A 25,896-nucleotide genomic window follows, 5' to 3' on the forward strand; every position below is an offset into this window, starting at 1 on the left:
AAGCAGGCATTACACGAGATCTGGATGGCACCAACCAGGGACGCGGCATACAAAGCCTTTGATGTGACTATTGCTACATATTCAGGTAAGTATCCAAAGGCAATGAAGTGTCTGGAGAAGGACAAAGAGGAAATGCTGGCGTTTTATGATTTCCCCGCCGCCCATTGGCAACATATTCGTACATCAAACCCTATCGAGTCAACGTTTGCCACCGTACGACTTCGGACAGCAAAAACAAGGGGATGTGTCGCAAGACATACTATCTTGTCGATGGTTTACAAACTCGGCCAGAGCGCTCAGAAGAAATGGCGTCGGCTAAGGGGATTCAAGCTGCTTGCTGAGGTCATTCGAGGGGTGAGATTCAAGGATTGCGAGAGGGTTGAACCAGTAAAAGAAGGTGAGCTGAACAGGGTGGTCAATATCTAAGAATGATTCTTCAAACACCAGACTTGACTATAACTCCCAAAGGACGCTCCATACTTTATTCGAGATGATAAGATCAAAGGGTTTGCAGCAATCCTGCAATAGGTTGTAAAAATTTTCGGGATTTTGGAAATATTATTTTCCTCGAAACCTAATCTCTAATTATTCTTCAATTATTTACAATAGCTTCTACGTTTACGTGAGAGCTGACAATAAGCTCTTCTCCTCACATTTTGTGCGTTGACAGAGCAAGACGAAGAAGGCTAGGTACCCTATATTGGGGTAAAGGTCTGCAGAAGTATTCATCTATATTCCCCTCTCATTTCCTATTGCATGTAGTCAAAATTGGCGATGTGATATACTGTTTTCAACAGATATGGGAAGATATTAGGAAAGAGAGAGGCGCCAACAGGAACAACAAGACGATGCATGATCACCAGAACGAGTCGAGAATCGAAGCGATAAATTTTGTGCATGCAGCAGAGATTTATCAGCGTATAGCAGAAAATATACAGAAGGTCATCAGGGGAAAGTCCCAGACGATCAAACTGTTGCTTGCCGCATTTTTTGCAGGTGGTCATGTGCTCCTTGAAGACGTACCGGGAACAGGCAAAACAACTCTTGCCAAAACTCTTGCCCGATCTGTGAACACCAAGTTTGGCCGACTCCAGTTTACTCCAGACCTTCTCCCTTCTGACATCGTCGGGGTGTCTATTTATAGGCAGCATAGTGGGCTTTTTGAGTTTATCCGTGGACCTGTATTTACCAGTATCCTGCTGGCTGATGAGATCAACAGGGCGAGTCCCAGGACCCAGTCAGCTCTTCTCGAGGCAATGGAAGAACGGCAAGTGACCGTGGAAGGTCAACGGCATACTCTTGGTAAGCTGTTTTTTGTGATCGCGACCCAGAACCCTGTCGAATCGCATGGCACTTACCCCTTGCCCGAGTCCCAGATGGACAGGTTCATGATTGAACTGGTGCCAGGCTATCTTGACAGGGATATGGAAGCTGTCGTCCTTAACGATCAACTCCGGGGCCACACCCTGGAAAACATCCAGGCCGTGGCCAATGAAAATGATGTAGAAAATGTCACCGGAGCATTGCTGCAGGTGCGAATCACCGAAGAACTCAGGTACTACATCGTCGATTTGGTAAGCAGTACGCGCAACTCAGAGCATGTGGTGCTTGGTGCAGGTATGCGGGCTTCGCTTTCTGTGTTGAGAATAGCGCAAGCATTGGCGCTTTTTGACGGCAGGCAGTTTGTTGTCCCGGAGGATATAGTTGAGGCTGCCCCATATGTACTCGCCCATCGACTTCAAATTTCGTCACAGGCGAAGTTTTCGGGGGTGACGCCAGCAGCGATTATCGACGCTATCATAGAGAGTACACCTTTGCCTAAATGAGTTCTAAACTCTATAGATATTATCGGTTCAGCAATACGGTAAAGCGGCGGCTATACCAAAGGATGAGTCCTGCCGGGAGATTGTTGCTGACATTCTCCCTGCTAGCAATTCTTTTCGGGTTCAATACCCGGTTGACGATGATATATCAATTGGCATCTCTTGCGGTTGCCCTTCTTCTTGTCTCCTTCCCTCTTTCCATCTTTTGTGTGCCGGCAATTAAGGTACGCCGCATGTTACCGGATACTTGTACTGCTGGTGACAAGATGACCTATCTGTTGCAGCTTAAAAATAGTTGTTCAAAGCCATCCGCAGGGATTTTCTATACCGAACTGCCACAAACAATCACTCCAAGCTACAAGGAGTTTGCTTCTGCGGTGGAGGACGGGGAGTCGAATCGGAACGCATTTGATCGAAAACTTGGGTATTATCGTTGGCTATGGCTCATTGAGCGAAAAGCTGGAGCAAAGTTTGTCCCCATTTCCTTGCCTGTTGTTTCACCAGGTGAAACCATTAACGTTGAAGTGTCCTTCGTACCCCTGCGAAGAGGTTATATTCGGCTGAGCGGTTATTCCCTGCATCGCCTTGAACCGTTCGGATTGTTTAAAAATGAGGTCCAGATCAGTGATGCCAAAAGAATCTTGGTGTTGCCAAGGCTGTATCCCGTCGTCCATGGCGAACTCTCAGGTTCCCGAAAATATCATCAGGGTGGGTTGATCTCAGCGGCGAGCTATGGGGAATCCGGTGAGTTCGTTGCCCTACGGGAATATCGGCAGGGAGATCCCGTCAAACATATCGATTGGAAATCGACAGCCAGAGTGGGAAACGCAATCGTCAGGCAGTACCAGGAGGAGTATTTTTCCAGGTTAGGCGTGCTGCTGGATACCTTTACCAACACGGCAAATGATGTTTTTGAGGATGCTGTATCCGTTGCCGCGTCAATCATTGCTAAACATGATGCTGGCTGCTGTCATATCGATCTTCTTTTTGCGTGCGACAGGTGTGTCTCCTCTGTCTCAATGGGACGAGGAGAGGCAGGATCACAGGGCATGCTGGAGGTTCTGGCATGTATTACTCCATGCAGCACTGGTTCATTCGAGGATCTTACCAAGATGGTATTCGGCCATGCTGACGGGTTGAGTGGGCTGATACTGGTCCTTATTGATTTGGATGAACAGCGAAAGAACCTCATTGACTATCTGGCTAGCAACAATATTCCGCATTCCATTATCCTTGTGTCATCTGAACGGGATAGAAGCACGTTGCAACTGCAGAACATCTCCTCACCGAATGCCGTGATATTCGATACCAGCAATCCTGTAAAAGTGGTGCATTTGCCATGATCATACCACCATTGCTCATTGCAGCGTCTCTTATATTCTGGGGGCTGGAGAGTGGCAACCTCCTGCTCGGCTCGATACTGGCCATTTCGACCGGTGGCGCAATGTTTTTTCAACAACGATGGACCTTGACTGATGAGGATTGTGTCCAAGTGTCTGATTTCACTTCGGTCATTTTTATCTCCACCACCGCCCTTATCCTATTGAACGTTGATAAAATCGTTTTACTCAAGACTCTAGTCATCTGGCAACCCCTTGTCCTGATCCCCCTTCTCCTGGCACAGCTTTACTCAGGTAGGGAAAATATCATTATTAGAACCCGACTCGGGTTTAACCGTAAGAGAACGTTTAAGCACGAGCCTCTCGATTTTCGTCTCTACTATTTCCCGCTCACTTTGCTTTCCGCGGCTATGGCCAACAGCAGATCAGAGCTGTTCTTCCCAGGTGGTATCTTGTTGTTTTTCTGGCTCCTGTTTGTCAATCGGGGCAGATCATTTTCAGCCGCCGCCTTTGCCGGCCTATTTCTCCTGACTGCAATTACTGGTTATCTGGGAGTAAAAGGTGCAGAGAGACTGCATGAATATGTGAATGCCCAAATTCGGAGGCATTGGCGTGGCTATTTCTCTTCACAATACGCGGATCCGTTCCAGGCCACCCTGACATTTGGCTCAGTTGGAAGATTGAAAACTTCAGGCGAAATTTTCTTACGGCTCAAAACAGATGGAATACCTCCGCCCTTACTCAAGCAAGCCAGTTATGATTTACTGGGAAAAAATATCTGGATCGGTAATCAAACTTTTGCCTACCTCCCAGTTGAGGATATGGCCTGGGATCTGATTCCCAGACCCCATCCGCCAGGGGCGGAGGTAACCATTGAGTATTATCTGCCAAAGGAAAAGGGATTGTTACCGCAGCCGTATGGCAGTTTCCAGGTTAAAGGGGAAACACTCTATGAGCTGGAACAAAATGTTGCCGGAACTGTTAAGGTTGTCGATGGAGCACCGCTTGTTACGTACGAAATAAGCTATGTTGATAATGTTGGCCGTAAGTCTGATCAGTCCCTGAGTCGAAATCTCGTGATTCCAGTCGAACTGGAGCAACTGTTGGCGAAAGTGACTGAAGACTGGCACACTACAGAGTTGCAAGGCATGGCAAAGGTGCAACAAGTGAAACACTATTTTGCTGACGGCTTCACCTATTCACTTGCGTTGCAAGGACGTGGAACGTTTTCGTCTGCTCTCGAGAATTTTCTTTTGGGGAGCAAGGAAGGGCACTGCGAAATGTATGCAACCGCTACAGCCATGCTGCTCAGAAAACTTGGTATTCCCAGCCGGTATGTGACAGGCTTTGCCGTATCTGAATACAGTAGACTCGAACATAAATATATTGTGCGGGAAAGGCATGCCCATGCGTGGGCCGAAGCATATGTAGATGGCAACTGGTTGATCGTAGACACCACACCAGCTGACTGGCTGACTATCGACAGCCGTAATCGTTCAACCCTGGAATGGCTGCAGGACATCTTGGCATATTTGCGGCTCAAGTATTCCTATTTTCGAATAAATACCGAACAGAATTACCGTCTGTTATTGTCTGGTTTGGTGATCGTGTTGTCAGTGATACTGCTCTATCGTATTTACAGCAGAATAAGAGCAGAAAAAGTTGCAACCGCAAAGCAAAAGGTCAGACGTACCTTTCCACCACCGGTTTCGCCTTTCAACCGGATTGAAGATGCTCTCAACAAGATAGGGGTTCCCAGGAAGACCAAGGAATCTTTCATTTTATGGGCCAGGAGAGTGAATGATGTTCACCCCATTGACCTTGGCCTGATCGAAAAGCTCTTCGAAAAGCACAGAAAGCTGCGTTTTGACCCGAGAGGAATGGCCCAGCACGAGTTGGACTTTTTTTATGAAATGACTGGCAAGTGGCTGACCAATCATGAGATATTTCTGCAGAACGATCATCAAAATCTACCGTTGGATGAGAAAGAAAAAAGCAACTCATAGTATGCCTTGCATACAACAAAAACAGGCCTCTAAGCAAACCAGATCGTTTGAGGGTCTTTCAAAGGGGGGTATATAATTGTTTTTTGGGGTTACCCTAAAAAATGATTTCCAGACTGAAATTGATCCAACTACGGCTATTGTCGAGTTGTATGAACCCGATAATGCCAGTTTTTCTCGATCCGTCGTCAGATGTTTTTTCCAGGCATTCTGCAATGAGAAGGCATGTAAAAATGGTTTTAGGTAAGCTGAAAACTTTGTCACGACGCACTTTCCTCACGATTTCTGTCGTCATTACTATCTGTTGTTATACGATTTTCGCAGGGCTTGTTTTGGCTCAGACGAATTCTTCGCCTCGCACATTACGAGTTGTGATGGATAACAATTATCCACCCTATGTGTTCCAAGCCGCTGACGGTAGCATTCAGGGAATCCTGGTCGATCAATGGCAGCTTTTTGGCGAGAAAACAGGCACCCGAGTTGAAATCAACGCAATGAATTGGGGGGATGCCCTAAAGAAAATGCAAGACGGGCAATTCGACGTCATTGATACAATCTTCAAAACTGAAGAGCGAACAGGTTGGCTCGATTATACAGCCCCCTATGCCCGTTTGGAGGTTCCTGCATTTTTCAATTCGGAGATTAGTGGCATCACAAATGCTTATGATCTGCGAGGATTTGCCGTAGCCGCAAAAACGGGTGATGCTGCAGTGAGTATCCTGCGAAGTCATGGTGTCGGCAATCTTATTCTTTTCAACAGTTATGAAGAGATTATCCGGGCTGCCAAAGACCACAAGGTCAATGTGTTTGTTATCGACAAGCCGCCTGCAATGTATTTCCTCTACAAATTCGGCATGATCGAGCAATATAAGGCATCCTCACCGATTTATGTCGGTGAGTTCCATCGAGCTGTTAAGAAAGGTGACGCCTTTACACTCCAGGAGATAGAGAAAGGCTTTGCAAAGATTTCACAGGCCGAACTCATTGAAATTGAAAAAAAATGGTATGGCTCCAGGCTGTGGAGCGGCTTCCCTGTCGGATATATTCTGGGGGGAGCGGGACTTTTGCTCTTTCTGCTTGCAGGTCTCTCGCTCTGGAACCGTTCATTGCAGAAAGCAGTTGATACACGTACCAAGGCTCTTGAGACAAGCGAGGAACGGTATCGGCACCTCTTTAATGCCGAATCGGATGCTATTGTCGTTATCGATTTGGACAAAGTACAAAACGTAGAAGCAAATGATGCAGCCATTGATCTCTATGGCTATAGTCACGAGGAATTTTTTGCTCTCCAACCCGCCGAGCTCTTTGCTGATGCGGAAGAAACATTTCCACAAATTCTCTCGAATAATGGTCACATCAGTATTCCGCTGAGTTATCATCGCAAAAAGGATGGGACGATCTTCCCCGTCGAGATCACAGCTCGTATTTTTGAACTCGAAAACCAAAAGCTGCTTCTTGCAGCTATGCGTGATATTTCAGATAGGCTGAAATCGGAAGAAAATCTCCGCAAAAACCGGAGATTTCTCAGTGATCTGATTGAAAACAGCGGTGCTCTCATCTTCGTTAAAAACCGTGACGGATATTACACCCTGATCAACCGGAAATGGGAGGAAGTGACAGGTCTGCAGCGTGAAAACGTCATTGGGCGGACAGATGAAGAACTTTTCCCTGGAGACATCGGCAAGCAATTCCGCAGAAATGACTTGGATGTCATTGAATCAGGAACAGTGCAGGAAAAGGAAGAAATTCTTGATGGCGAAAATGGCAGACGATACTTCCTGTCCGTCAAATTCCCCCTGAAAAACGATGATGACCTGGTAACCGGTATCTGCGGTATGACAACTGAGATTACCGAACGTAAGCAGGCCGAAGAAGATCGGGAAAGATTGAGTGAGCAGCTGGCCCAGGCCTATAGAATGGAATCGATAGGCAGATTGGCAGGAGGCATAGCACACGATTTTAACAATATGCTGGGTGTGATTCTCGGCCATACCGAACTGGTTTTGCACACCTCACAGCTATCAGGTCCACACCTCAATAGTATAAAAGAGATTGAGAAGGCGGCCAGGCGGTCATCCGACCTGACCCGCCAGTTGCTTGCTTTTGCACGTAAGCAGACAGTTGTTCCAAAGGTTCTTGACTTAAATGAGACGGTCAACGGTGTATTGACCATTTTACAGCGGATAATTGGAGAGGATATCGAATTCGTCTGGCAGCCAGGTGAGAGTCTCTGGACGATCAAGATGGACCCTACCCAGATTGATCAGATTCTTACAAATCTATGTGCTAACGCTCGCGATGCCATTGAAAGCGTGGGAAAAATCACCATAGATACAAGGAACATAAGCGTTGATGCGGCGTTCTGTAAAGATAAGGTGGGATGCCGGGAAGGTGATTTTGTTGTCCTGTCTATCACGGATAACGGTTGTGGCATGCATGAAGATGTCAAAACCATGCTCTTCGAACCGTTTTATACAACTAAAGAACTCGGGAAGGGTACCGGTTTGGGCCTGGCAATGATCTATGGAATAGTGCAGCAGAATAATGGCTTTATCACGGTTGACAGCAAACCGGGATTGGGCACGAGCTTCAAGCTGTATCTGCCACGGTATGACGTACCGCATGTGCCTTCATCGGTCGAGGAAGAGCGTAAAGAGCTCTCTTTAGGCTCGGGTACTATCCTTTTAGTTGAAGACGAGCCTGCCAACCTCGAGATAGCATGCTTAATGCTGAAGAATCTGGGTTATAACGTTGTCACCGCATCTTCGCCTGCAGAAGCCATCCAGTTGGCCAGACAGTATCAGGAAGAAATAGACTTGCTGATGACAGACGTCATAATGCCGGAAATGAACGGCTGGGATCTCGCGCAGGAACTCAAAGCCATTCAACCTGATATGAAGCAGCTTTTTACTTCGGGATATACGTCCACAACTGTAGCTCAACCAAGCTTTTTCATCGAAAATGTGCATTTCATCCAGAAGCCGTTCAATATGCACGAGCTCTCCGTCAAGGTGCATGAGGCGATGCAGAAATGATGATATTTTTTGGCCTATGAGCAATCCGATCTCTTCCCCGAAAAAGAGATCGAATACGATAAGCAAGTCAGCACCGCCCGGCGTGGAGAAGTTGGAATTACAGAGCGATTTGGATATCCATGCATGATGACCGCAAAACGCTCGATCTAGCCTTCGAAGAACAATACGCCTAACCCTGTCGTTACCTCACTCCTCACCATACAACGCTGACTTTCAGGGGTAACCAGATAGAACAATATCTTTTGCTCACTCTCATCACACTTCATAATTTTGGGTGCTGTGACAGCAAATCTGGCAGTCTCTTGACAGGCAAGAGGTCCGGGCAACGAAAGTTCTGCTCAGAACATCTCTGCAACCACATCCCGGGTGCAAGAAATTGCTGACACCATGTGTTTTATGTTGTATGTGAGACACAAACATATAAACAACTAGGTTTACAGACGAAACCAACCCATTTTCAATTTGATCGGGAGGCCGGACACAGGTAAATTTTCTGCCTCACCTGACAGTATCATGATATCCCCCTCACCTCTTGCCCGATTGCGAAAAGGCAACTCCTTACGCACCGATTTCATGCTTTCGCTGCTGCTGGCGATGATTCCCGCTTTTCTGATCTCATTGTCTTTTGATTACTACTTTGTATACACTGAAAACATGAAAACACTGGTCTCAGTCTCTGAGAACAAAGTGATCAAGGCCGTGCATACCCTGCAGAAACCTTTATGGCAGTATGATGTTGACTTTATCGATAAATATGTCGCGATCCTTGCCGATGACAGCAGCCTGACCACAATCTCCGTCTACGACGATCACGACAGGCTCGTCGCCCATGTGGACAATTCTGACCGGGAGGATACACGAGGGAGTAAACGCTGGGAACTGGATAAACCTGTACATCATGGCGACAAACTCATCGGTCGTCTGCTTGTAACCTTCAACAACAGTGAAATCAGCAGACTGACCAGGCAGATGATCATGTCGGACATCCTGGTCATCCTGGCAGTTTTGTTTTCAGTATGGAGTGTATCCTGGATTCTTATCAGCCAGTATCTCCTCAAGCCCCTCAAAATCATGGCTGATAGTTTTCACAGTATATCCAGAGGAGACTACTCACAGCGGGTTCAGCTGGAAGAGAACAATGAACTGACCGCCATTGCAGCAGAATTCAACACCATGGTCGATCAGGTGGAAATACGGGAAACGGAACTGAGGGAAAGTGAGGTAAAATACAGGAATCTCGTTGAAAGCCAGTCTGATGTAATATTCACCGCTGACACCTCGGGAAATCTCCTCTTTCTCAACTCAAACTATGAGAAGTGGACCAGCATCCCTATAGCCGAAAAGATCGGGCGTCCGTTCTCGGAGTTGTTTCACATCAGAAAAGAACTCGATGATCTGCCCATATATGTACAGGCGGGAAAAAACGATATCTTCATAGAGGATGAGCTCAGAAAAATTGACGGAACAATCATTCCCGTTGAGCTGAGCCTCACAGCCCAGCTCGACAGCCTCGGCGCACCTCAGGGGGTTATCGGCATTGCCCGCGATATCACGGGCAGGCGGCAGGCTGAGGGTGATTTGCGTAAATATGAACAGATGGTCGCCTCCATTACCGACTATATGTTGCTCTTAGACCGTACATTCTCTATCCAGGCAGTTAACAACGCATATCTTGAAAACACCGGCCAAGAGCGGCATCAGCTCATCGGTTCCTATATCGGCTCAGTCTATGAACAGAAAGTTTTCGATGAGGAGATCCTGCCTTATCTCGAGGCTTGCCTCGCCGGCAACAGCGTCAAAAATGAACTGGTTATGAGCGGTGACGACGGTACGGGCACGTACATGGTCATTACCTGTTATCCTATTTTTGAGCAGGATGGCGCGGTCTCTGGCGTCATGCTCTACCAGCGCGATGTGACGGAGCAGAAGAAGCTTGAAGCGATGCTCCATCAGAGCCAGAAAATGGAGGCGATAGGCACCCTTGCCGGCGGCATCGCTCACGATTTCAACAATATCATCGGCGGGATCGTAGGGTATGGGGAAATGATCGAGATGTTCGATGCAAAGGGCTCTCCCCGCCTCGAATCACGCATCAGGCACGTTTTGCAAGGGGCCTACCGTGCCAAAGACCTGGTCGAACAGATCCTCACCTTCAGCCGCAAAACCGATTCAAGGAAAAAACCTATAAACCTCGGCGGACTGGTACATGATACACTGCAGTTTCTACGAGCATCCATCCCCTCGACCATAGCTATCGTCGAACAGGGTGTCGATGACAAGGTTGTCGTTTGGGCTGATGAGACCTCGATGCATCAGGTCCTCATGAACCTTTGCACCAATGCAGCCCATGCCATGCAAGCGGATGGCGGAAAACTCATCGTCTCGATGAGTCTTGAAACCGTTGACACGGAAAAGGCGGAGCAACTCGACCTGGCCGATACTGGGAACTATGTTAATCTCGCAGTGCGAGACACGGGCACAGGTATTGAGCATGACCAGATATCACGGATTTTCGAGCCGTTCTATACGACCAAGAAGACTGGGGAAGGGACAGGCATGGGTCTTGCCGTAGTTCATGGCATTGTACGGGACCTGAGAGGGGCCGTGGCGGTTGAAAGCCTGCCGGGCAGTGGCAGTACCTTCAATATCTACCTGCCGCTGTTTGACATCGGCAACCGCGAAGCTGATGACATTGACGAGATTGGGGAACGCATCCCAAAAGGCAAAGGTTCAATTCTTGTCGTCGATGATGAGGAGGAACTTGTAAGCTTCTGCCAGGAAATTCTCGAACATCTCGGATATGAAGTTACAGGCAAAACAAGCAGTGTCAGCGCCCGTAAAATTTTTATGGAAGATCCCAGCCGATTCGATCTGGTAATAACGGATCAAACCATGCCCAATATCACCGGGATCGATCTCGCACGTCAGTTTCTTGCTGTGCGAAGAGATCTCCCGGTAATTTTATGTACCGGCTTCAGCGAACCGGACCTCGAGCGGGACGCAAAAGAGGCAGGAATCCGCACTTTTGTCAGGAAGCCCGTTGGCGCCAGGCAGCTTGTGGACATGGTGTGGAATGAGATCGGGGAAGAGAAAGGATAGTAATAGATGGCGAATGTACTGATTATTGACGATGACCTTGAGATGGGGGGCATGCTGGCGGAGCTGGTAAACAGCGTCGATCACCATGCTGAACATGTCACAACTCTGCAGGCCGGGGTGCAAGAGGCCCTTGAGGGAAGTTACGACGTTATATTTCTCGATGTGCGCATGCCGGATGGTTGCGGCCTGGATGCCATTGACCAGTTGCTTGGTGTGGAGTTCCCCCCTGAGATCATTGTTATTACTGGCCAGGGGGATTCTTCAGATGCCGAGTTGGCCATCACCAAAGGAGCCTGGGACTATATTCAGAAACCACTCTCTCCCAAACGGATCATCCAGCCGCTCAACAGAATTCTCAAATACCGTGACGGGCTCCGCTCAATAAGCAGGCATGAACCCAAACTCGACCGTGAGGAGATTGTCGGCACCAGCACCGTTATCAGAGAGTGTCTGGACGCTGTCGCAAAGTCTGCCCACTCCAGCGCCAACGTGCTCATTACCGGCGAAACCGGGACAGGCAAGGAGCTTTTTGCCAGGGCCATCCATAATAACAGCGAACGAAGAGACAGGAATTTCATTGTCATCGATTGTGCGGCTCTTCCTGAAACGCTCGCCGAGAGCGCTCTGTTCGGCCACGAGAAAGGCGCTTTCACCGGTGCGGACCGCACGGCAAGGGGACTGATCAGTCTGGCTGATGGCGGCACGTTGTTTCTCGATGAAGTGGGAGAGATGAATCTCAACCTGCAAAAGGTCTTTCTGCGGGTTCTGCAGGAACATAAGTACAGGCCCGTGGGCAGCAAGACAGAGCGTTCCAGTGATTTTCGGCTTATTGCCGCCACCAACAGGAACCCGGTCTTGATGGTTCAGAATTCACTGTTTCGTGAAGATCTGCTTTACAGGCTCAACTCAATTCCTCTCACGCTGCCGCCGCTCAGGGCACGAAAGGAGGATATCGAACCTCTCACAAACCGATTTATAAGCAGGGTCTGCCGATCATTACACTGTGAGCCCAAGGATTTCTCACCTGAATTCATCGAGACTCTGCAAAATTACGATTGGCCAGGCAATGTACGGCAGCTGCTCAATACAGTTGAATCAGCAGTAAGCGAAGCATTGTATGAGCCGACGCTCTTTTCCAAGCACCTGCCGCGGGAAATTCGAATCAAGGCAGTTACATCAACAATCAGGCAGCCTGAAACCAATGCTGCAGAGCCAGTCAGACCTGAGCGGGAAGCACGCTTACCTGCTGATACGAATGAGCTGTCTCCCCTGCCAAACTTTAAGGAGCATCGGCGCATGGTCATGCAACAGGCGGAAAAAGCCTACCTGAAAAAACTGATGAAAGCGACGCGTGGTGATATCCGCAAATCCTGTATCATCTCCGGCCTCGGCAGAACCAGGCTCTACACCCTCCTGAAAGAGCACGATATCGACAGGATGGGGTGGGAGTAACTACGTTATCGGTTCCGCCAAACAGTACATCACACATTGCCCTCCAGGTATTTTCAACAACACAGGACGATTGTTCACTTTTTGTGAACAATCGTCCTGCAAATTCAAACATCGCCTACATTACGTGCAACTCTCCATAATGGCATAGACTTAGGTAGTCAGTACGAAATCAGCTGACAGATCAAGGCACGCCAGTGCAACAGAGACACACATCCACCTGTTTTCTCGCTCTTCACAGTTCTCATCAATCATCCCAATCACCCCACGGCGATTACCGGAAAAGTCCGTTTTTTCTTCTGGCACATATTTTGTTAGTAACGCCGCGCAGACTCAACCAGGCTGCTGCAGTTGGAGTACAGAAGGCCTGTTTACCTCTGGTCAGCAATGATGATTCCTCGCAAGTCGAAAAGAGGCACCATCTTGAACCCGGGGACTCAAGGTATTGGTCATTGTGGGCAGCGGCTGTGAAGACGATTGTAGAGAACGAAACCGATCAGCTGACGTCTAAATTCTGGAGTTAACTTAAACAATGGAGGTTTTTTCATGACCCGATCTATCCAGACACCGGAGACACAGACACAAGTCCGGGTGGAGGAAGTAGATAAGAAGACGGATGCAACGTACAAGAAACTACGCATGCAGGTGTTTCTTGGAATTTTCATCGGTTACGCAGCATTCTATCTGGTTCGCAAAAACTTTGCCCTGGCCATTCCGGATATCCTTAATGAGCATCCTGAATTCACCAAAGCGATGCTGGGAACAGCGATGACAGGTCTCTCCATTGCTTACGGTATGTCCAAGTTCATCATGGGATCTGTTTCCGACCGCAGTAATCCAAAATATTTCATGCCGCTCGGACTCATACTTTCCTGTGCGATCCTGTTCTTTGTCGGTACCAATAAATGGGTCTTCGGCAGCATATCCCTCATGGTCGCCCTGATGACCTTAAACGGATGGGTTCAGGGGATGGGGTGGCCTCCCTGCGGAAAGACTATGGTCCACTGGTTCAGCACCAAGGAGCGTGGAACCACCGTTTCAGTCTGGAATGTGGCACATAACATCGGTGGTGCACTTGTGGCGACCATTGCCCTCTGGGGTGTGACCATGTTCGGCGACTGGGGCGCCAAGTTCTACTTCAATGCGGCAATCGCAGCGGTTTGTGCTGTAGTCATCTTCTTCCTGCTCAGAGACACCCCGCAATCATGCGGTTTACCACCGATCGAGCAGTACAAGAACGACTACCCTGCCGACTATGACGCCGAAAAACATGAGAAGAATTTTTCCTACAAGGAAATTTTCTTCGAACATGTTCTCAATAACAAGTATCTCTGGGCCCTCGCTTTTGCCAATGCTTTCTGCTACTTCGTCCGGTACGGTGTGGTTGACTGGATTCCCACCTATCTTCAGTCCGCAAAAGGGTTCTCTTTCAAGGACTCAAGTATTGCCTGGTCACTCTACGAATGGGCGGCTATCCCTGGCACCATAATCTGCGGTATTGTTTCCGACAAGGTCTTCAAGGGCAAGCGCGCCCCTGCGACCATCCTGTTCATGGGATTGACCATGATCTTTGTAGTGATCTACTGGTTCAACCTGAACGGACCGCGGTGGGTCGACTATCTGGCGCTGGTCGGAATCGGCTTCCTCATCTACGGACCGATCATGATCATCGGTCTGCATGCGCTTGACATGGTACCAAAAAAAGCGGCGGGAACAGCAGCAGGCTTCACCGGGTTCTTTGGTTACGTGTTCGGTTCAGCCACAGCCGGTACAGGCGTTGGCTGGATTGCCGATAATTTTGGCTGGCAGGGAGTTTTTGCCACCATGCTCGCCTGCTGCGTGCTTACCATTGTTTTCAGTGCCATGACACTTGGCCACAAAGCTGAATCGTCCTCGGCTCAGTCATAAAACTGAAGCAGGTTTATTAAACAAAAGGGGGATGACCGACTTCGGTCATCCCCCTTTTGTGTTTCAAGGGACAATGCAAAAACGATCCGCAACAAGGAGTTCGATGCCAGGTACGTGATTTTATCTGTCGCATTTTGACTCATGTACAGTATAGAATAGTCATACCCTATGAAGGGTTCTCATTATACAAATAGAAAAATTATAAAATATAATAACTTAAAAGACTGTAGCCTAATGAAACTTACCGTTTGCTGCCTGCTAATCAGCCTCTTTTTTAGCGGAATGAACGTATTTGCGGAACCGGTCTTCTTCAATGTAGGCTATGAAAATGCGGAACAGCCACCTTACTATATGGGGCAGGATGAGGTGCTGGCAGATAAACCGGGGGTTGCCGTGGAGATGGTACAACTCCTTGAGCAGGAAATTCCAGGGCTGCGGGTGAGACTGGGTCGCTATCCATGGATTCGGTGCACGCAATATCTTGCAGATGGCCAGCTCGACGGTATTTTCAATGCCTCTTTCAAGGCTGGAAGATTGGAAACGGGACGATACCCGTGGAAAAACGGCTCAGTGAACGAGGAGCAACGAATAACGACCATGTCCTATGGCCTCTATGTTCTTGAGAACTCTCCCGTTACCTGGGATGGAGAAGTTATCCGCAACCTTGGGGATGGCACGGTCGGAGCGCCTCGAGGATACTCCATTGTCGGAGACCTGATGGAGAAAGGTGTTGATATCGAAGAGGTCAGCACCAGCAGACAGATTCTCATGATGCTCCAGAGTGGCAGGATCGCTGCCGGAGCGATGCAGCAACTCACCGCCGATACAATTCTAAAGAATGAACCACAGCTGGCAGTCGGAGTTCGCAGAATCTCTCCTCCGCTGGCGGAAAAACCGTATTACCTGCTGATCAGTCATCAGTTCTACGAGAGCCATCCTGAAATCGCGGAAAAGATCTGGTCTGCAATTGAAAAGTTGCGGATCACACGCTTTACAAGCCTTGCGGAGAAGTATGGAACGCTGTGAATCATCGTGCAAATTTTTTTTGTTCTTTCAATGGCTCATATTAGAGCTGTACAGTACGATCTGAGTCTCATCTACATGTTGGATCTTGGAGTTCGAAAATGTGTTGCGGATAATATACTGTGACAGGTTTTCTCGTCCTTCTCATCCTCCGGCTTGATCCGTACTTGATGATGAACCCTAAAACCGGAATTGTGACGTCATTTCATGATTATTTTAATGAATGCGTCATCGATCAGCCCTTCCTTATTCAGCATCTTCAGTACATATGCTCTAAAAAGTTGGCGCAGCGCCGACTATCCACTATGGGTATGACATAAAAATACCCGCTAGCCCCGGTTGTTTGTCCAAAACCGATCTCAACTATTTCGTAATACTCTTTGAGACACACTGACACTGCTTCCCGAGAAAATTCCTGTTATAAAGAAAGTACTTGCGAAAAATCTTTGCTATACTGAAAACGTATTGGCGGTGTGGAACAGGGAAAATAACCCCCTCTTTCAGATGATGGGCCAACTGGATCACCTCTTTGCTATGGCATGAGGGACAAAGCCAGCGGCCACGACATGAGTAGGCAAGCAGATATTCGTGGTGGCAGTTTGGACATCGAATACGTGCTAAACCTAACACCAAGAAAAGTACTGAACGGCCTGACGCCTCTGGAGGCGTTTACTGGTCGACGTGTTGCACTTATTACGTGACTCCAGCTTTCTTCGGGCAAGAGAGCGTCTTGTCAAAATGCCAAAGGAATCCTTGGCAGCAATTCAAGGAGAATAGGTACCAAATGAAAACCACAGCACTGTTTTTCTTTGCACTTGTTCTTATCTGTTTTCCAAACATGACTCTTGCTGACCAACCCGGGGATCGCTTTGACAATAACCCCAATCTCAAGACGGATATTGAGATGGAGCAGGAGAAGGAGCCTCCCCCTACTTGTTTTGCAATCTGCACTACGAAGATTTCGGAAATCTGCTCAGATGAAATCACAAAATATCAACAGGATGCCGATGGTAATTCGCCATGGGCCGTACTGTATGAGGCCAAAATCTGTCAGGAATATTGTAATTCCGAGTGGAATGATGACGTTCTGCGCTGCATGAACAAGGCGCAAAAGTGTTCGTCGCTCACCTGGGCGAATCCCTATTGTGAGGAAGAGGTAGATATCTACGAGCAGGAGCCGGAAGAGGAACTTAACTACAGCTGCTCAGCTGCCTGTTATAAATACAAGGTATGCGCTTTAAAGGCTGGCGGCGCCAGCGTTGATGACGGCAACAGCGCCTATAATACCTGCTTTGAAGAATGCCAGAACTGGTCGCCGGAAACGGTCCGGTGTATCGTCAATACCGATACCGGCACCGGCATGGGTTGTTACCAGATGACGAGTTGCGCCATGAAGGAATACAGCAAAATGATACGGATGATGCAAAATGGTTCTCAGCTGAACCCGTAGCAGCACAATCCGCCGTTGTCGTGCCTTTTCCCTGGAATGGCCGAGCATGACGCTCGATATGGACCATTCTGCTCTCCAGACTGTACAAAAGTACTTCGTTCCGATACTGTTGAGGGGGAATTTCCGGGCAGGCCTGCCAAATTGGATAAGGATCACATTTCAACACTCTTTTAGAACATTACTCACCAATGGACGAACGCAAGCAATCGCCCTCACTCCCGATTCTGCTCGTGGACGATGAAGCGACCACCCTGAGGGTGCATGAAATTGCCCTTTCCACCGCCGGTTACACCAATATCATCTCCTGCCAGGACTCCCGACAGGCTCTTAACCTGCTGCGAGAGGAAGAGGCCTGCGTCATCATCCTCGACCTCAACATGCCCGGCATTTCAGGCCAGCAACTTCTTGATCATTTCGTCGCTGAATTTCCGGAAACCCCCGTCATCGTCATCACCAGTAATGATGATGTGAAAACAGTCGTGGAGTGCATGAAAAAGGGGGCGTTTGATTACCTGGTGAAGCCGGTAACACGCAGCAGACTGCAGAATATTGTTCGGCGGGCCATCGAAATCCAGGAACTGCGGCAGGAAAATTCTCAGCTGAAAGAAAAAATCCTTAATCAGGGTCTTACGCGATCTGACGCATTTTCTAAGATTTTGACGAACAACAAAACGATGCTGGCGATCTTCCAGTACGTGGAATCAATAGCCATAAGCTCGCAACCGCTCCTTATTACCGGCGAAACCGGGGTTGGAAAAGAGCTTATGGCCAAAGCCGTCCATACGATCAGCAATCGTGAGGGTAACTGCGTCTTTGTCAATGTTGCCGGTATTGACGACAACGCCTTTTCCGACACCCTGTTCGGTCACGTCAGGGGCGCGTTCACCGGTGCAGAGAAGCAACGAGCGGGACTTGTCGAACGTGCCGGCCAGGGTACCCTGGTCCTCGATGAAATCGGTGATCTGTGTAAAGAGTCGCAAGTCAAGCTGTTGCGACTGCTCCAGGAGGGGGAATATTTTCCTCTCGGCGCCGATCTCCCCAAAGTCAATGAGGCAAGGATTGTCGTCTCCACAAATATCGATCTCACCCGCGCCCAGCAGGAGGGAACATTCAGAAAAGACCTCTATTACCGGTTACGAGCACACCATATCGAGCTACCGCCCCTGCGCCAGAGAAAAGAGGATATCCACCTGCTGTTCGAACATTTCCTCAGTGAGGCCGCGCAGGCTTTGCAGAAACCGAAACCGCTCTACCCGGATCAGCTTATCGATCTGCTCCTCCAGTATCATTTCCCTGGCAACATTCGCGAACTTCGGGCGATGGTTTTCGACGGGGTAGGCTCCGCCCGAAATAGAAGCCTCTCCATGGATAGCTTTTATGCACACCTGGAACGGCATAAGACCGACACTCCGGCAACCGGAACCCAAAGCGAAAACCACCCCACCGACATACCTCTTTCCTTGAGTGGCCCGCTTCCCACCCTGAAGGAAGCAAGCGACCTCCTGATCAGGGAAGCGATGCTTCGCACAAATAACAACCAGTCGATGGCTGCCCGTCTTTTGGGGATTTCACGTCAGACGCTCGCCAGAAATCTCAAGTCAATACAAACAGGCTAGGGGTGGCACGCTGAAGGATTGAGCAGCGCCTTCAGGGGTGTTACATTCTGTACCAGTGCCCATTTTTTACCACATCCACTCATCTTCTTGAAATAAAATGTCATTTAGGTAGTTCCCCTCCTTTTCTCCTGGAATGGTGCGACTATTTGCACCACCCGCCATCCTTCTTGGATAATGCTTTATATTGCTCATAATCAGCTAGTTACCAATATCTCTCGAAATGGCATAGATCTGGCTATCTATAAGGCAAGAGGTTCAAGAGCATATGTCTAAAAGCAACTGGAAATGGATAATGGCTAAACAACGGCTCTGAAAGCTCAGGTAAGGAGGCAACGCTTATGTACAACGAAAAACGTTCAGAAGTATCCCTCAAACCCTATTGCAACTTTTTTCCGGCATATCTGGACTGGCAGTATAGCGATCGAGACACGGCAAAACCGAACCCCTGCCAGTCGTGTCAGCGCAATTCATGCTTTAACGATGCGCAATGCGGGACTGTGAAGGCGTAAGATTCCACCAGTGAGAGAGGATGATATGAAAAACATGATGCGGAGATTTCCATCCCCTATAGACAGAAACGGAGACGGAACATACGTATACAAAACCAGTGAACAATATCAGTCAGCTGCAAACAAATATATAGAGGAGTCTGGCCTCTCCCCGGATGAAATCCGGGGCGCCTACCTCAAAATTCTCGATCATGTCGGCAACTGCGCTTGAAAGGCAGTGATATTTACTGTGGGCAGAAAGGTCAGGTTTTCAATCATGACGATCTGCCTCAGGGTGGATTCTGATCTCTGGTACTACATGACGAAAGGGCCAACTCATTGGAACACAATGAGTTGGCCCATTTCGGTTTTGGGGTAACGAAAGAAAAGGCGCGAGATTTTAGAGCGTCCCGCGCTGGGTGGGTACTCGCTTAATCGCAATCCCCCCGTCCCAGTCTCTTTTGCCGTTGTTGTGATACTGTTTGCTGATCGCCGAAATAAATGCAGTGCGCCAGACAAACATTATCAGCGCAGGCTGGTACCAGACCGTTATCTACTCGGTTATGACAAAGGTTGCATTTACGGGCAACCTGGTTTTTCTCATCAAAGGCAATTGCATCATAGGGGCAGGCGCTCAGGCAGGCCTGGCAACCACTGCATTGGGCGTCATCGAGAATGACGATGCCATCTTCTCTTTGGTGTATTGCACTTTCAGGACAACCATCAACGCAGGGTGCATCTTCACAATGGCGACACAAGTTGACCTTATAACTAAACTGCGGCAGTCCACGGTCATCATCTTGTGAATGTTCAGAAATATATATCAGCTGAACACCGGTTGCTGTACCAAATTCCTGTTTGCATGCTACCTCACAGGTTCGGCACCCCCAACAGGCCTCATGGTCTATAACCAGTTCATATGGTTTCATTATTTATCCTCCTTCTCTGGATAAATCCGACACAGCAGCGAACGGATATGGGTAGCGCCCATTGCTGGATCACAGTTTTCATATCCATTGTCGATCAACAGGTTGACATTGGATCTCTTCCAGCCATGTCCCGTGTCTTTCTCTTCCGGGAACCACCAGCCGTGTTCGGCAGACACTACGTCGCGTTCCAGCCCTTTGAAAAATTTGGCCCGTTGTCTGATTTTGCCACGTTTTGATTCAATCACCACCCATTGTCCCTCAGTGATTCCCTCTTTGGCCGCGGTATCGGGATGGATTTCAACCACCGGATCGTCATGCAGTTCACGCATCCATGAAAGCTGCCGGTTTTCGGTGTGGAAAAAGCCAGGTTGCCGCCGTCCTGTAATCAGGGTGTATGGGTACTGTTTCAATCGTTCCGGGGTGCTGACCGGGCTCTCCGGCGGTTCGTTGTACTGTGGCAAAGGGTCATAACCCCATTTTTCAAGAAGCGTTGAATAGAGCTCGAATTTTCTGGTTGGCGTTGAAAAGCCCTTCTCAAGGTACTTGCGGTAGGACACTTCTCCACGGATATAATCCATTTCCTTGAAATCCTTGAAGGTGATGCCCATTGGTTCAAGGATGTAATCGAGCCCTCCGTCAAAGGTTTCCCACCAGTCATCACCCTGACCGACTCTGTGCGCTAAGTCGTTCAGCATTTCATGGTCAGGTCGACATTCACCCACCTCGATAACCTTGCGCCGTGGCAGGATATATCCATGCCGTTTCCAATAATCCCCAATATAATCCATTTCCAGCCAGGTTGCGGAGGGCAGCACGATGTCGGCATACTCGGCAGTTGGGGTCAGGAAGAAATCGGATACCACCAGAAAATCGATCTTGTTCAGGGCCTCACGTATTTCAGCACCATTCGCTCTACTCAAGACCGGATTGGAACTGATTAAAAAGATCATCTTGACCGGATAGGGCTCTTCTGTAATAACAGCATCCCAGACACACTTGGGATTGATGATGGAAAATTTACTGGCCAGGCGAAAACGTTCGCCACCAAGACGCTTGGCAGCCTGTTCCGGTGGCAATCTCTTGTGAGCACCAAAATCACTGACCTGCCGGATATTCGGAGTTTTAAAAAGAACCTGACCTCCGGGAACATCTATATTGCCGGTAATAGCCATGAGCGCCATCAAGGCCCGGTCATTGTCAGCACAGTTCACCTGCTGTTCTATGGCCACACCCCACTGGATTCCAGCCGGTTTGGTGGTGGCATAGAGACGCGCTGCAGCCGCAATTTGTTCGGCTGGCACATTGGTTATTTGCTCTACCCGCTCCAGAGGATACTGTTTGACTCGCTCGACAAAAGGCTCCCAGCCATGAACGTGGTTGGCAATGAATTCCTTATCGTACAGTCCTTCACTCACGATTACATTGGCCATGCCTAGGGCAAGTGCGGTGTCAGTTCCAGGCCGCAATTGCAGCCAGATATCAGCCCGGGATGCCATACGGGTCATTCGTGGATCGACCACAATGAGTTTTGCACCTCTATCCAGGCTCACTGAAAAGGGTTCGCCCTTGTATTCGTCCGGGTTACTGATGACGACATTATTTCCCCAGACAATAATGCACTTGGGATGGTTTTCGTAATCGACGATGGGATTGGATCCGCAGGTGATAATACTGGTGGCAAGGCGCGGGCCATAACAGAAATGCCCGGCAGTCAGTACGTTTGGAGTTCCGAGCAAATTGGAAAAACGGTAGATAACACTCTCGTTTTCCCGACCGGTGCCGTAACCCATGACAATGGATTCCGCACCAAAATTCTCTTTATAACCGAGCATTTTCTCGGCAATGGTATCCATTGCAACTTCCCAGGAAATGCGTTCCCACTTGCCACTGCCTTTAGGTCCAACGCGCCGAACGGGATAATGAAGACGGTCCGGGTGATAGGCAAGTTGCAGTGATGCAAAACCTTTCGGGCACAGGGTTCCATGGTTGATCGGGCAATCTGGGTCGCCAGCAATCTTTACCGCTTTTCCATGTTTGGTGTAGACCAATACGCCACAACCACCATGACACATACGACAATGACTCTTTACCATTGAATCATAGCCGTATACCTCCATTTCCTTTTCAACATTTGAAAACGTAAATTGCTTCATTGGCTACTCCAGTGCTACAGAATCCTGCATGTCATTGAATGTTAGATCCATCTCGGTATCTCTAATCTTATCAAGTGATTATGATAGAGGTGGAGATGTGTTGTCCTCAGTGATTATTGGAACTATATCATTCACTGTGCTGAAATTATTACCATTATGATTTAATAATTTCATTAACTTATTCACGCTTTTTCCAGAGACATACCGCTTCGCTTTGCAGAAATAGCGTCGAGATGAGAAAGGTGCCGGACGACCAAAAGGAGCAGTTCTCTGTTTTTTGGAGGGCTGCTTCTTTCAGTATGAATGATGTAACCAGGGGGCAATGAATGCGTTGTTCTTATATCAGCGGTTGGAGCCTCTCGCAAAATGGCCTTCTTGGTATCTCGCGGGCTCGCTCATCGGCCCATACAAGCATTGAGGGAAACATGAATCATAAGCGGATACATCTCAGGGTACCTGTAATCGGAGAAGCCTCACTCTCCTGCGGAGATGGCGTGGTTATCCAGACCAGAACCCGCGATATCAGTGCAGGCGGACTACGTATTACCGATCCGACATTTTTCCCTGAAAGAGACATGGAATACGAGGTGGAAGTCTGCACCAGCCGGCGTGGAAGGCTGCGATTTAAAGGGCTACCTGTTTATCAATTAAGAGATGGAATCGGAATGAAAATCCTCAATATCGACAGCACGAATCTCCGAACAATCTATCATCTGGTAAATGATTTTCTGGCAACCGAAGAGTTCATCACCCATATTGTTTATTATAATATACTGGGGGATTGGTTTCTCGATGATGACGGAAAAGTGCTCGATGTGAGCTTTGAAGAGCAATAACATCAGCCCTATTTTTAACCTTTTATTCGTCAGTTGCCGGAAGTTATCCTGCCTGTTGATTGAGTACCGTCGGGAGGCGTAATGCCCAACCAGTTATAGGCTTTCTCAATATCGGTAAAGAGATCCACCGAAAGATTGTTTGCTTTGGCTATCTCCATGCCCGGCCGGTATGAGCTGATAAAGGGCGGACTGCCGACATATGCGATCATGAGTTCCTGACCGCCGGTCGAAAGATGACAGAGGTAATGATCGAGAGATTCGAATGCATAGATGATTCTCTCAATTGCCGCAGGAATTTTCGACAGTGAACGGAAATCGACAAGGACCTTTGATACATCATGATAACTGGAGGTTATAAGCAACTGCTGAAAGGTCTTGATCGCCGCTTCTAATTCAAAGGCTCCAGTGATCACCAGTTCCAGGAATTCGTCATGCCGGTTGATATGCACATCTAAGGACATGTTCTCACCTGTTTCGGTTTGGTCGTTTATGGATAACAATCGATCCAATATTGGCCTGACCTGGATTTGCATCAGTCCGAACAGAGATGTTCATTTCGACTCCTCCTTTCTTTTTTTACCACAATGGTGTTATTGATACTAAAAAATTTTCCGTGCAATTATAGACGGTGAATTTCTTAGCAATCAATTCGGGAGAAAAGCATGGCCTTACAGTTTCAGGTAGATGAAGACGTATGTGTCGGTTGCGGCGAGTGCGCGAATGTCTGTCCATTCCAGCTTATCGAAATGAAGGGCGATATCCCGGCAATTTCGGAGAGCAACGAGCTCAGCTGCGTTCAGTGTCAGCATTGTTTTGCTGTCTGCAGTACTGGTGCTCTGAGCATTCTGGGACTTGATCCCTCAGATTCGATTACGATTAACGGCAGTTCCGTCGAACCATTACAGCTGTCGACGCTTATGAAGGGGCGGCGTTCAGTTCGTTTGTATAAAAAAGAACCCGTGGCCCGGCAGGATCTCGATTTGCTCTTGGAAACAATCAGCTATGCGCCAACCGGCGTCAATAACAGACAGGTCCATTTCACAATGATCGATAATCCCGAAGTGATGGAGAGATTGCGTGAAAGGACGTATGAAAAACTCAACACAATTCATAGCACCAATGCATACCCGCCCGGTATGGACTATTTTAAGCAATATATCGCGGATGCCATTGAAAATAATAGGGACACGATCTTTCGTGGTGCCCCGCATATGCTGATTGCCTCATCGCCAAAGACCAGTCCGAGCCCCGAGGTCGATTGCCATATCGCGTTGACCTATTTTGAGCTGCTGGCGGCGAGCATGGGACTGGGAACAGTGTGGTGCGGTTTGGGCAAGGGTGTCCTGACCATGCTCATACCAGAGCTGTTACGAGAGCTGGGAATACCCGAAACACACCTGGTCGGCTATGTGATGATGTTTGGCAAACCCGACGTTACCTATCATCGAACCGTTCAGCGCAGCAGCATGAGCGTGAACCGGGTTCAGAAGATCGGCTGAAAGCCACCTGGCCGGAGCAGATAGAACTCCGCTTCGGCCATATTGTTCGGTTATTTGGAGGTGCTTGGTGGTTATTGGCCACTTTCGTGTTATGAACTCAGCCATGAGACGCATGACGAAGATGAAGCACCCACCGCAAAAACTGTGCATAAACCCGCCAAACATCTTCACCATACCCACCAGCCATCAGAAAGACTGACGGGATATTACGCTCCATAAGCCAGGTATACAGGAGTTGGTCACGCGCAAACATCTGTTCCAGAGAGAGCTTGAGGCGAGAGGCTGAAGGGAGTTCATCGTTCTCATACGGATCGGCCCCGCAGACGACAATGGCCAGATCGGCGCTGGCGTTCTCTGCCAATTTGTTAAGCCCCTTTTGCAGTCTTTCGATATAGTACCCTTCTTCGCCGCTTTCGATCGGGATATCTATATCACTTGGGATAAAAGACAGATTAGCGTTGCCGTCCGCGAAAACTGCAGGTTCGTCAAGAGGCCAGCCACTTGCCATATGCACACTCAGGGTTCGTATGGAACTGTCACCAGCGGTGAGTGCAGCCGTGCCATCCCCTTTATGGGCATCGACATCAATCACCCAGACGCGATCAACTTTTTTCTCATGTTGGAGTTTACGGGCAGCGATGACGATATCGTTCATCATGCAGAATCCTTTGCCAAAATCATGCTGTGCGTGGTGGGCTCCGCCGGTAAAGGAAAAACAGAAGCCATGATCCAGGGCAAGCCGTGCAGCCTGGATTGAACCTGCTGCCTTGGTCAAGAGGCGCTCGAAGAGGTCTGTAAGCGGCCGTGTCGCTGTTTCCGGCGCATAACGATAGTATTTGCCCTCGGCATCGATCAGCTCGAAGGTTGAAATAATCTCCTGTTCTAGACCGTCCGAGTAGAGCCGGTTCACATAGTTGGCTGAGTGGACCCGCAAGAGGTCTTCTCTTGAAATGGTCTCGACGATGCGGTCGTGATGCCAGTGCTCCCGAAGAGGAAGAAGTTTTGGATCATCAAGCAGTGCCTTGAATGTTTTTATGGAGCGGCTATCCTTTACGGGAATCTGGATGCCGAATTCGATGAGGCTGGCAGGGATGCGTTGGTCGTAAAGAATCATGGTAAGTAACCTCAACTAAGCGGAAAGAGATGTTTGAGAGGTGCATGGTGGTGCTGTTGGGAGCCCTGCTTTGCTGGCACCATGGTAAATTCCGGGTAGAACAGTTCCTGTAACTGTGAATCATTCCCATT

18 protein-coding genes are annotated in these 25,896 nt (G+C 48.6%); 13 read left to right on the forward strand and 5 right to left on the reverse strand.

The genetic code is table 11. The annotated features are described in order from the left end of the window. The 9 genes from BUF15_RS22915 to BUF15_RS22960 all read left to right on the forward strand — a co-directional run. The coding region (locus BUF15_RS22915; protein WP_200802462.1) for a transposase at positions 1–426 on the forward strand (426 nt) is incomplete at its 5' end. Positions 427–848: 422 nt separating this feature from the next. Beyond that, positions 849–1,826, forward strand: coding sequence for an AAA family ATPase (locus BUF15_RS22920; RefSeq protein WP_073616171.1), 978 nt, complete (start codon positions 849–851; stop codon positions 1,824–1,826). Between the two features lie 230 nt (positions 1,827–2,056). Further along, positions 2,057–3,166 carry a DUF58 domain-containing protein gene (locus tag BUF15_RS22925; protein WP_159441360.1) on the forward strand — a complete coding sequence of 370 codons (1,110 nt, stop codon included), beginning with the start codon at positions 2,057–2,059 and terminating at the stop codon, positions 3,164–3,166. Continuing rightward, entirely contained in the window at positions 3,163–5,169 is a 2,007-nt protein-coding gene (locus tag BUF15_RS22930; protein WP_073616175.1) for a transglutaminase-like domain-containing protein, read from the forward strand. Before BUF15_RS22925 ends, BUF15_RS22930 begins: the two co-directional genes overlap by 4 nt. A 371-nt stretch (positions 5,170–5,540) precedes the next feature. Further along, entirely contained in the window at positions 5,541–8,201 is a 2,661-nt protein-coding gene (locus BUF15_RS22940) for a PAS domain S-box protein (RefSeq protein ID WP_073616179.1), read from the forward strand. 513 nt (positions 8,202–8,714) lie between these two features. Continuing rightward, positions 8,715–11,300: a hybrid sensor histidine kinase/response regulator gene (locus BUF15_RS22945; protein WP_084554427.1), complete on the forward strand. Its 2,586-nt coding sequence runs from the start codon at positions 8,715–8,717 to the stop codon at positions 11,298–11,300. 6 nt (positions 11,301–11,306) lie between these two features. Continuing rightward, entirely contained in the window at positions 11,307–12,752 is a 1,446-nt protein-coding gene (locus tag BUF15_RS22950; RefSeq protein ID WP_073616183.1) for a sigma-54-dependent transcriptional regulator, read from the forward strand. A 543-nt stretch (positions 12,753–13,295) separates the two neighbouring features. After that, positions 13,296–14,657, forward strand: a complete 1,362-nt coding sequence (gene pgtP, locus BUF15_RS22955; RefSeq protein ID WP_073616185.1) for a phosphoglycerate transporter protein PgtP — start codon at positions 13,296–13,298, stop codon at positions 14,655–14,657. Positions 14,658–14,891: 234 nt separating this feature from the next. Next, positions 14,892–15,683: a substrate-binding periplasmic protein gene (locus BUF15_RS22960; protein WP_073616187.1), complete on the forward strand. Its 792-nt coding sequence runs from the start codon at positions 14,892–14,894 to the stop codon at positions 15,681–15,683. Positions 15,684–16,043: 360 nt separating this feature from the next. Here the strand turns inward: BUF15_RS22960 and BUF15_RS28480 are convergent, their stop codons facing one another. Further along, positions 16,044–16,310, reverse strand: coding sequence for a transposase zinc-binding domain-containing protein (locus BUF15_RS28480; RefSeq protein ID WP_073616189.1), 267 nt, complete (start codon positions 16,308–16,310; stop codon positions 16,044–16,046). A 154-nt stretch (positions 16,311–16,464) separates the two neighbouring features. Here BUF15_RS28480 and BUF15_RS22970 point away from each other — a divergent pair, with 154 nt between their 5' ends. Both BUF15_RS22970 and BUF15_RS22975 read left to right on the forward strand, forming a co-directional pair. After that, positions 16,465–17,130 (forward strand): hypothetical protein, encoded by a 666-nt coding sequence (locus BUF15_RS22970; protein ID WP_073616191.1) that lies wholly within the window; start codon positions 16,465–16,467, stop codon positions 17,128–17,130. A gap of 188 nt (positions 17,131–17,318) precedes the next feature. Continuing rightward, entirely contained in the window at positions 17,319–18,746 is a 1,428-nt protein-coding gene (locus tag BUF15_RS22975; RefSeq protein WP_073616193.1) for a sigma-54-dependent transcriptional regulator, read from the forward strand. A 919-nt stretch (positions 18,747–19,665) separates the two neighbouring features. Here BUF15_RS22975 and BUF15_RS22985 read toward each other — a convergent pair. Further along, complete coding sequence (locus BUF15_RS22985) at positions 19,666–20,163, reverse strand: 4Fe-4S dicluster domain-containing protein (RefSeq protein WP_073616197.1); 498 nt, start codon at positions 20,161–20,163, stop codon at positions 19,666–19,668. Beyond that, positions 20,163–22,316, reverse strand: coding sequence for a molybdopterin-containing oxidoreductase family protein (locus tag BUF15_RS22990; protein ID WP_084554436.1), 2,154 nt, complete (start codon positions 22,314–22,316; stop codon positions 20,163–20,165). Before BUF15_RS22990 ends, BUF15_RS22985 begins: the two co-directional genes overlap by 1 nt. 425 nt (positions 22,317–22,741) lie before the next feature. Between BUF15_RS22990 and BUF15_RS22995 the strand changes: the two genes are divergently transcribed. After that, positions 22,742–23,152 carry a PilZ domain-containing protein gene (locus tag BUF15_RS22995; RefSeq protein ID WP_159441361.1) on the forward strand — a complete coding sequence of 137 codons (411 nt, stop codon included), beginning with the start codon at positions 22,742–22,744 and terminating at the stop codon, positions 23,150–23,152. Positions 23,153–23,181: 29 nt separating this feature from the next. Here the strand turns inward: BUF15_RS22995 and BUF15_RS23000 are convergent, their stop codons facing one another. Beyond that, positions 23,182–23,613: a hypothetical protein gene (locus tag BUF15_RS23000; protein WP_143170846.1), complete on the reverse strand. Its 432-nt coding sequence runs from the start codon at positions 23,611–23,613 to the stop codon at positions 23,182–23,184. Positions 23,614–23,814: 201 nt separating this feature from the next. Between BUF15_RS23000 and BUF15_RS23005 the strand changes: the two genes are divergently transcribed. Then, positions 23,815–24,651, forward strand: coding sequence for a nitroreductase family protein (locus tag BUF15_RS23005; RefSeq protein WP_073616203.1), 837 nt, complete (start codon positions 23,815–23,817; stop codon positions 24,649–24,651). 97 nt (positions 24,652–24,748) lie between these two features. Here BUF15_RS23005 and BUF15_RS23010 read toward each other — a convergent pair whose 3' ends face one another. Continuing rightward, positions 24,749–25,765, reverse strand: coding sequence for a histone deacetylase family protein (locus tag BUF15_RS23010; protein ID WP_073616206.1), 1,017 nt, complete (start codon positions 25,763–25,765; stop codon positions 24,749–24,751). Positions 25,766–25,896: the final 131 nt, after the last annotated feature.

The organism is Desulfopila aestuarii DSM 18488, assembly GCF_900143695.1.
Classification (GTDB): Bacteria; Desulfobacterota; Desulfobulbia; order Desulfobulbales; family Desulfocapsaceae; genus Desulfopila; species Desulfopila aestuarii.

Coding starts and splice junctions, on each gene's coding strand:
- BUF15_RS22995 (WP_159441361.1), top strand. CDS start 22,742: ATGAATCATAAGCGGATACATCTCAGGGTACCTGTAATCGGAGAAGCC.
- BUF15_RS22960 (WP_073616187.1), top strand. CDS start 14,892: ATGAAACTTACCGTTTGCTGCCTGCTAATCAGCCTCTTTTTTAGCGGA.
- pgtP (WP_073616185.1), top strand. CDS start 13,296: ATGACCCGATCTATCCAGACACCGGAGACACAGACACAAGTCCGGGTG.
- BUF15_RS23000 (WP_143170846.1), bottom strand. CDS start 23,613: ATGTCCTTAGATGTGCATATCAACCGGCATGACGAATTCCTGGAACTG.
- BUF15_RS22945 (WP_084554427.1), top strand. CDS start 8,715: ATGATATCCCCCTCACCTCTTGCCCGATTGCGAAAAGGCAACTCCTTA.
- BUF15_RS23010 (WP_073616206.1), bottom strand. CDS start 25,765: ATGATTCTTTACGACCAACGCATCCCTGCCAGCCTCATCGAATTCGGC.
- BUF15_RS22970 (WP_073616191.1), top strand. CDS start 16,465: ATGAAAACCACAGCACTGTTTTTCTTTGCACTTGTTCTTATCTGTTTT.
- BUF15_RS22985 (WP_073616197.1), bottom strand. CDS start 20,163: ATGAAACCATATGAACTGGTTATAGACCATGAGGCCTGTTGGGGGTGC.
- BUF15_RS22940 (WP_073616179.1), top strand. CDS start 5,541: ATGGATAACAATTATCCACCCTATGTGTTCCAAGCCGCTGACGGTAGC.
- BUF15_RS22950 (WP_073616183.1), top strand. CDS start 11,307: ATGGCGAATGTACTGATTATTGACGATGACCTTGAGATGGGGGGCATG.
- BUF15_RS23005 (WP_073616203.1), top strand. CDS start 23,815: ATGGCCTTACAGTTTCAGGTAGATGAAGACGTATGTGTCGGTTGCGGC.
- BUF15_RS22990 (WP_084554436.1), bottom strand. CDS start 22,316: ATGAAGCAATTTACGTTTTCAAATGTTGAAAAGGAAATGGAGGTATAC.
- BUF15_RS22930 (WP_073616175.1), top strand. CDS start 3,163: ATGATCATACCACCATTGCTCATTGCAGCGTCTCTTATATTCTGGGGG.
- BUF15_RS22975 (WP_073616193.1), top strand. CDS start 17,319: ATGGACGAACGCAAGCAATCGCCCTCACTCCCGATTCTGCTCGTGGAC.
- BUF15_RS22920 (WP_073616171.1), top strand. CDS start 849: ATGCATGATCACCAGAACGAGTCGAGAATCGAAGCGATAAATTTTGTG.
- BUF15_RS22925 (WP_159441360.1), top strand. CDS start 2,057: ATGTTACCGGATACTTGTACTGCTGGTGACAAGATGACCTATCTGTTG.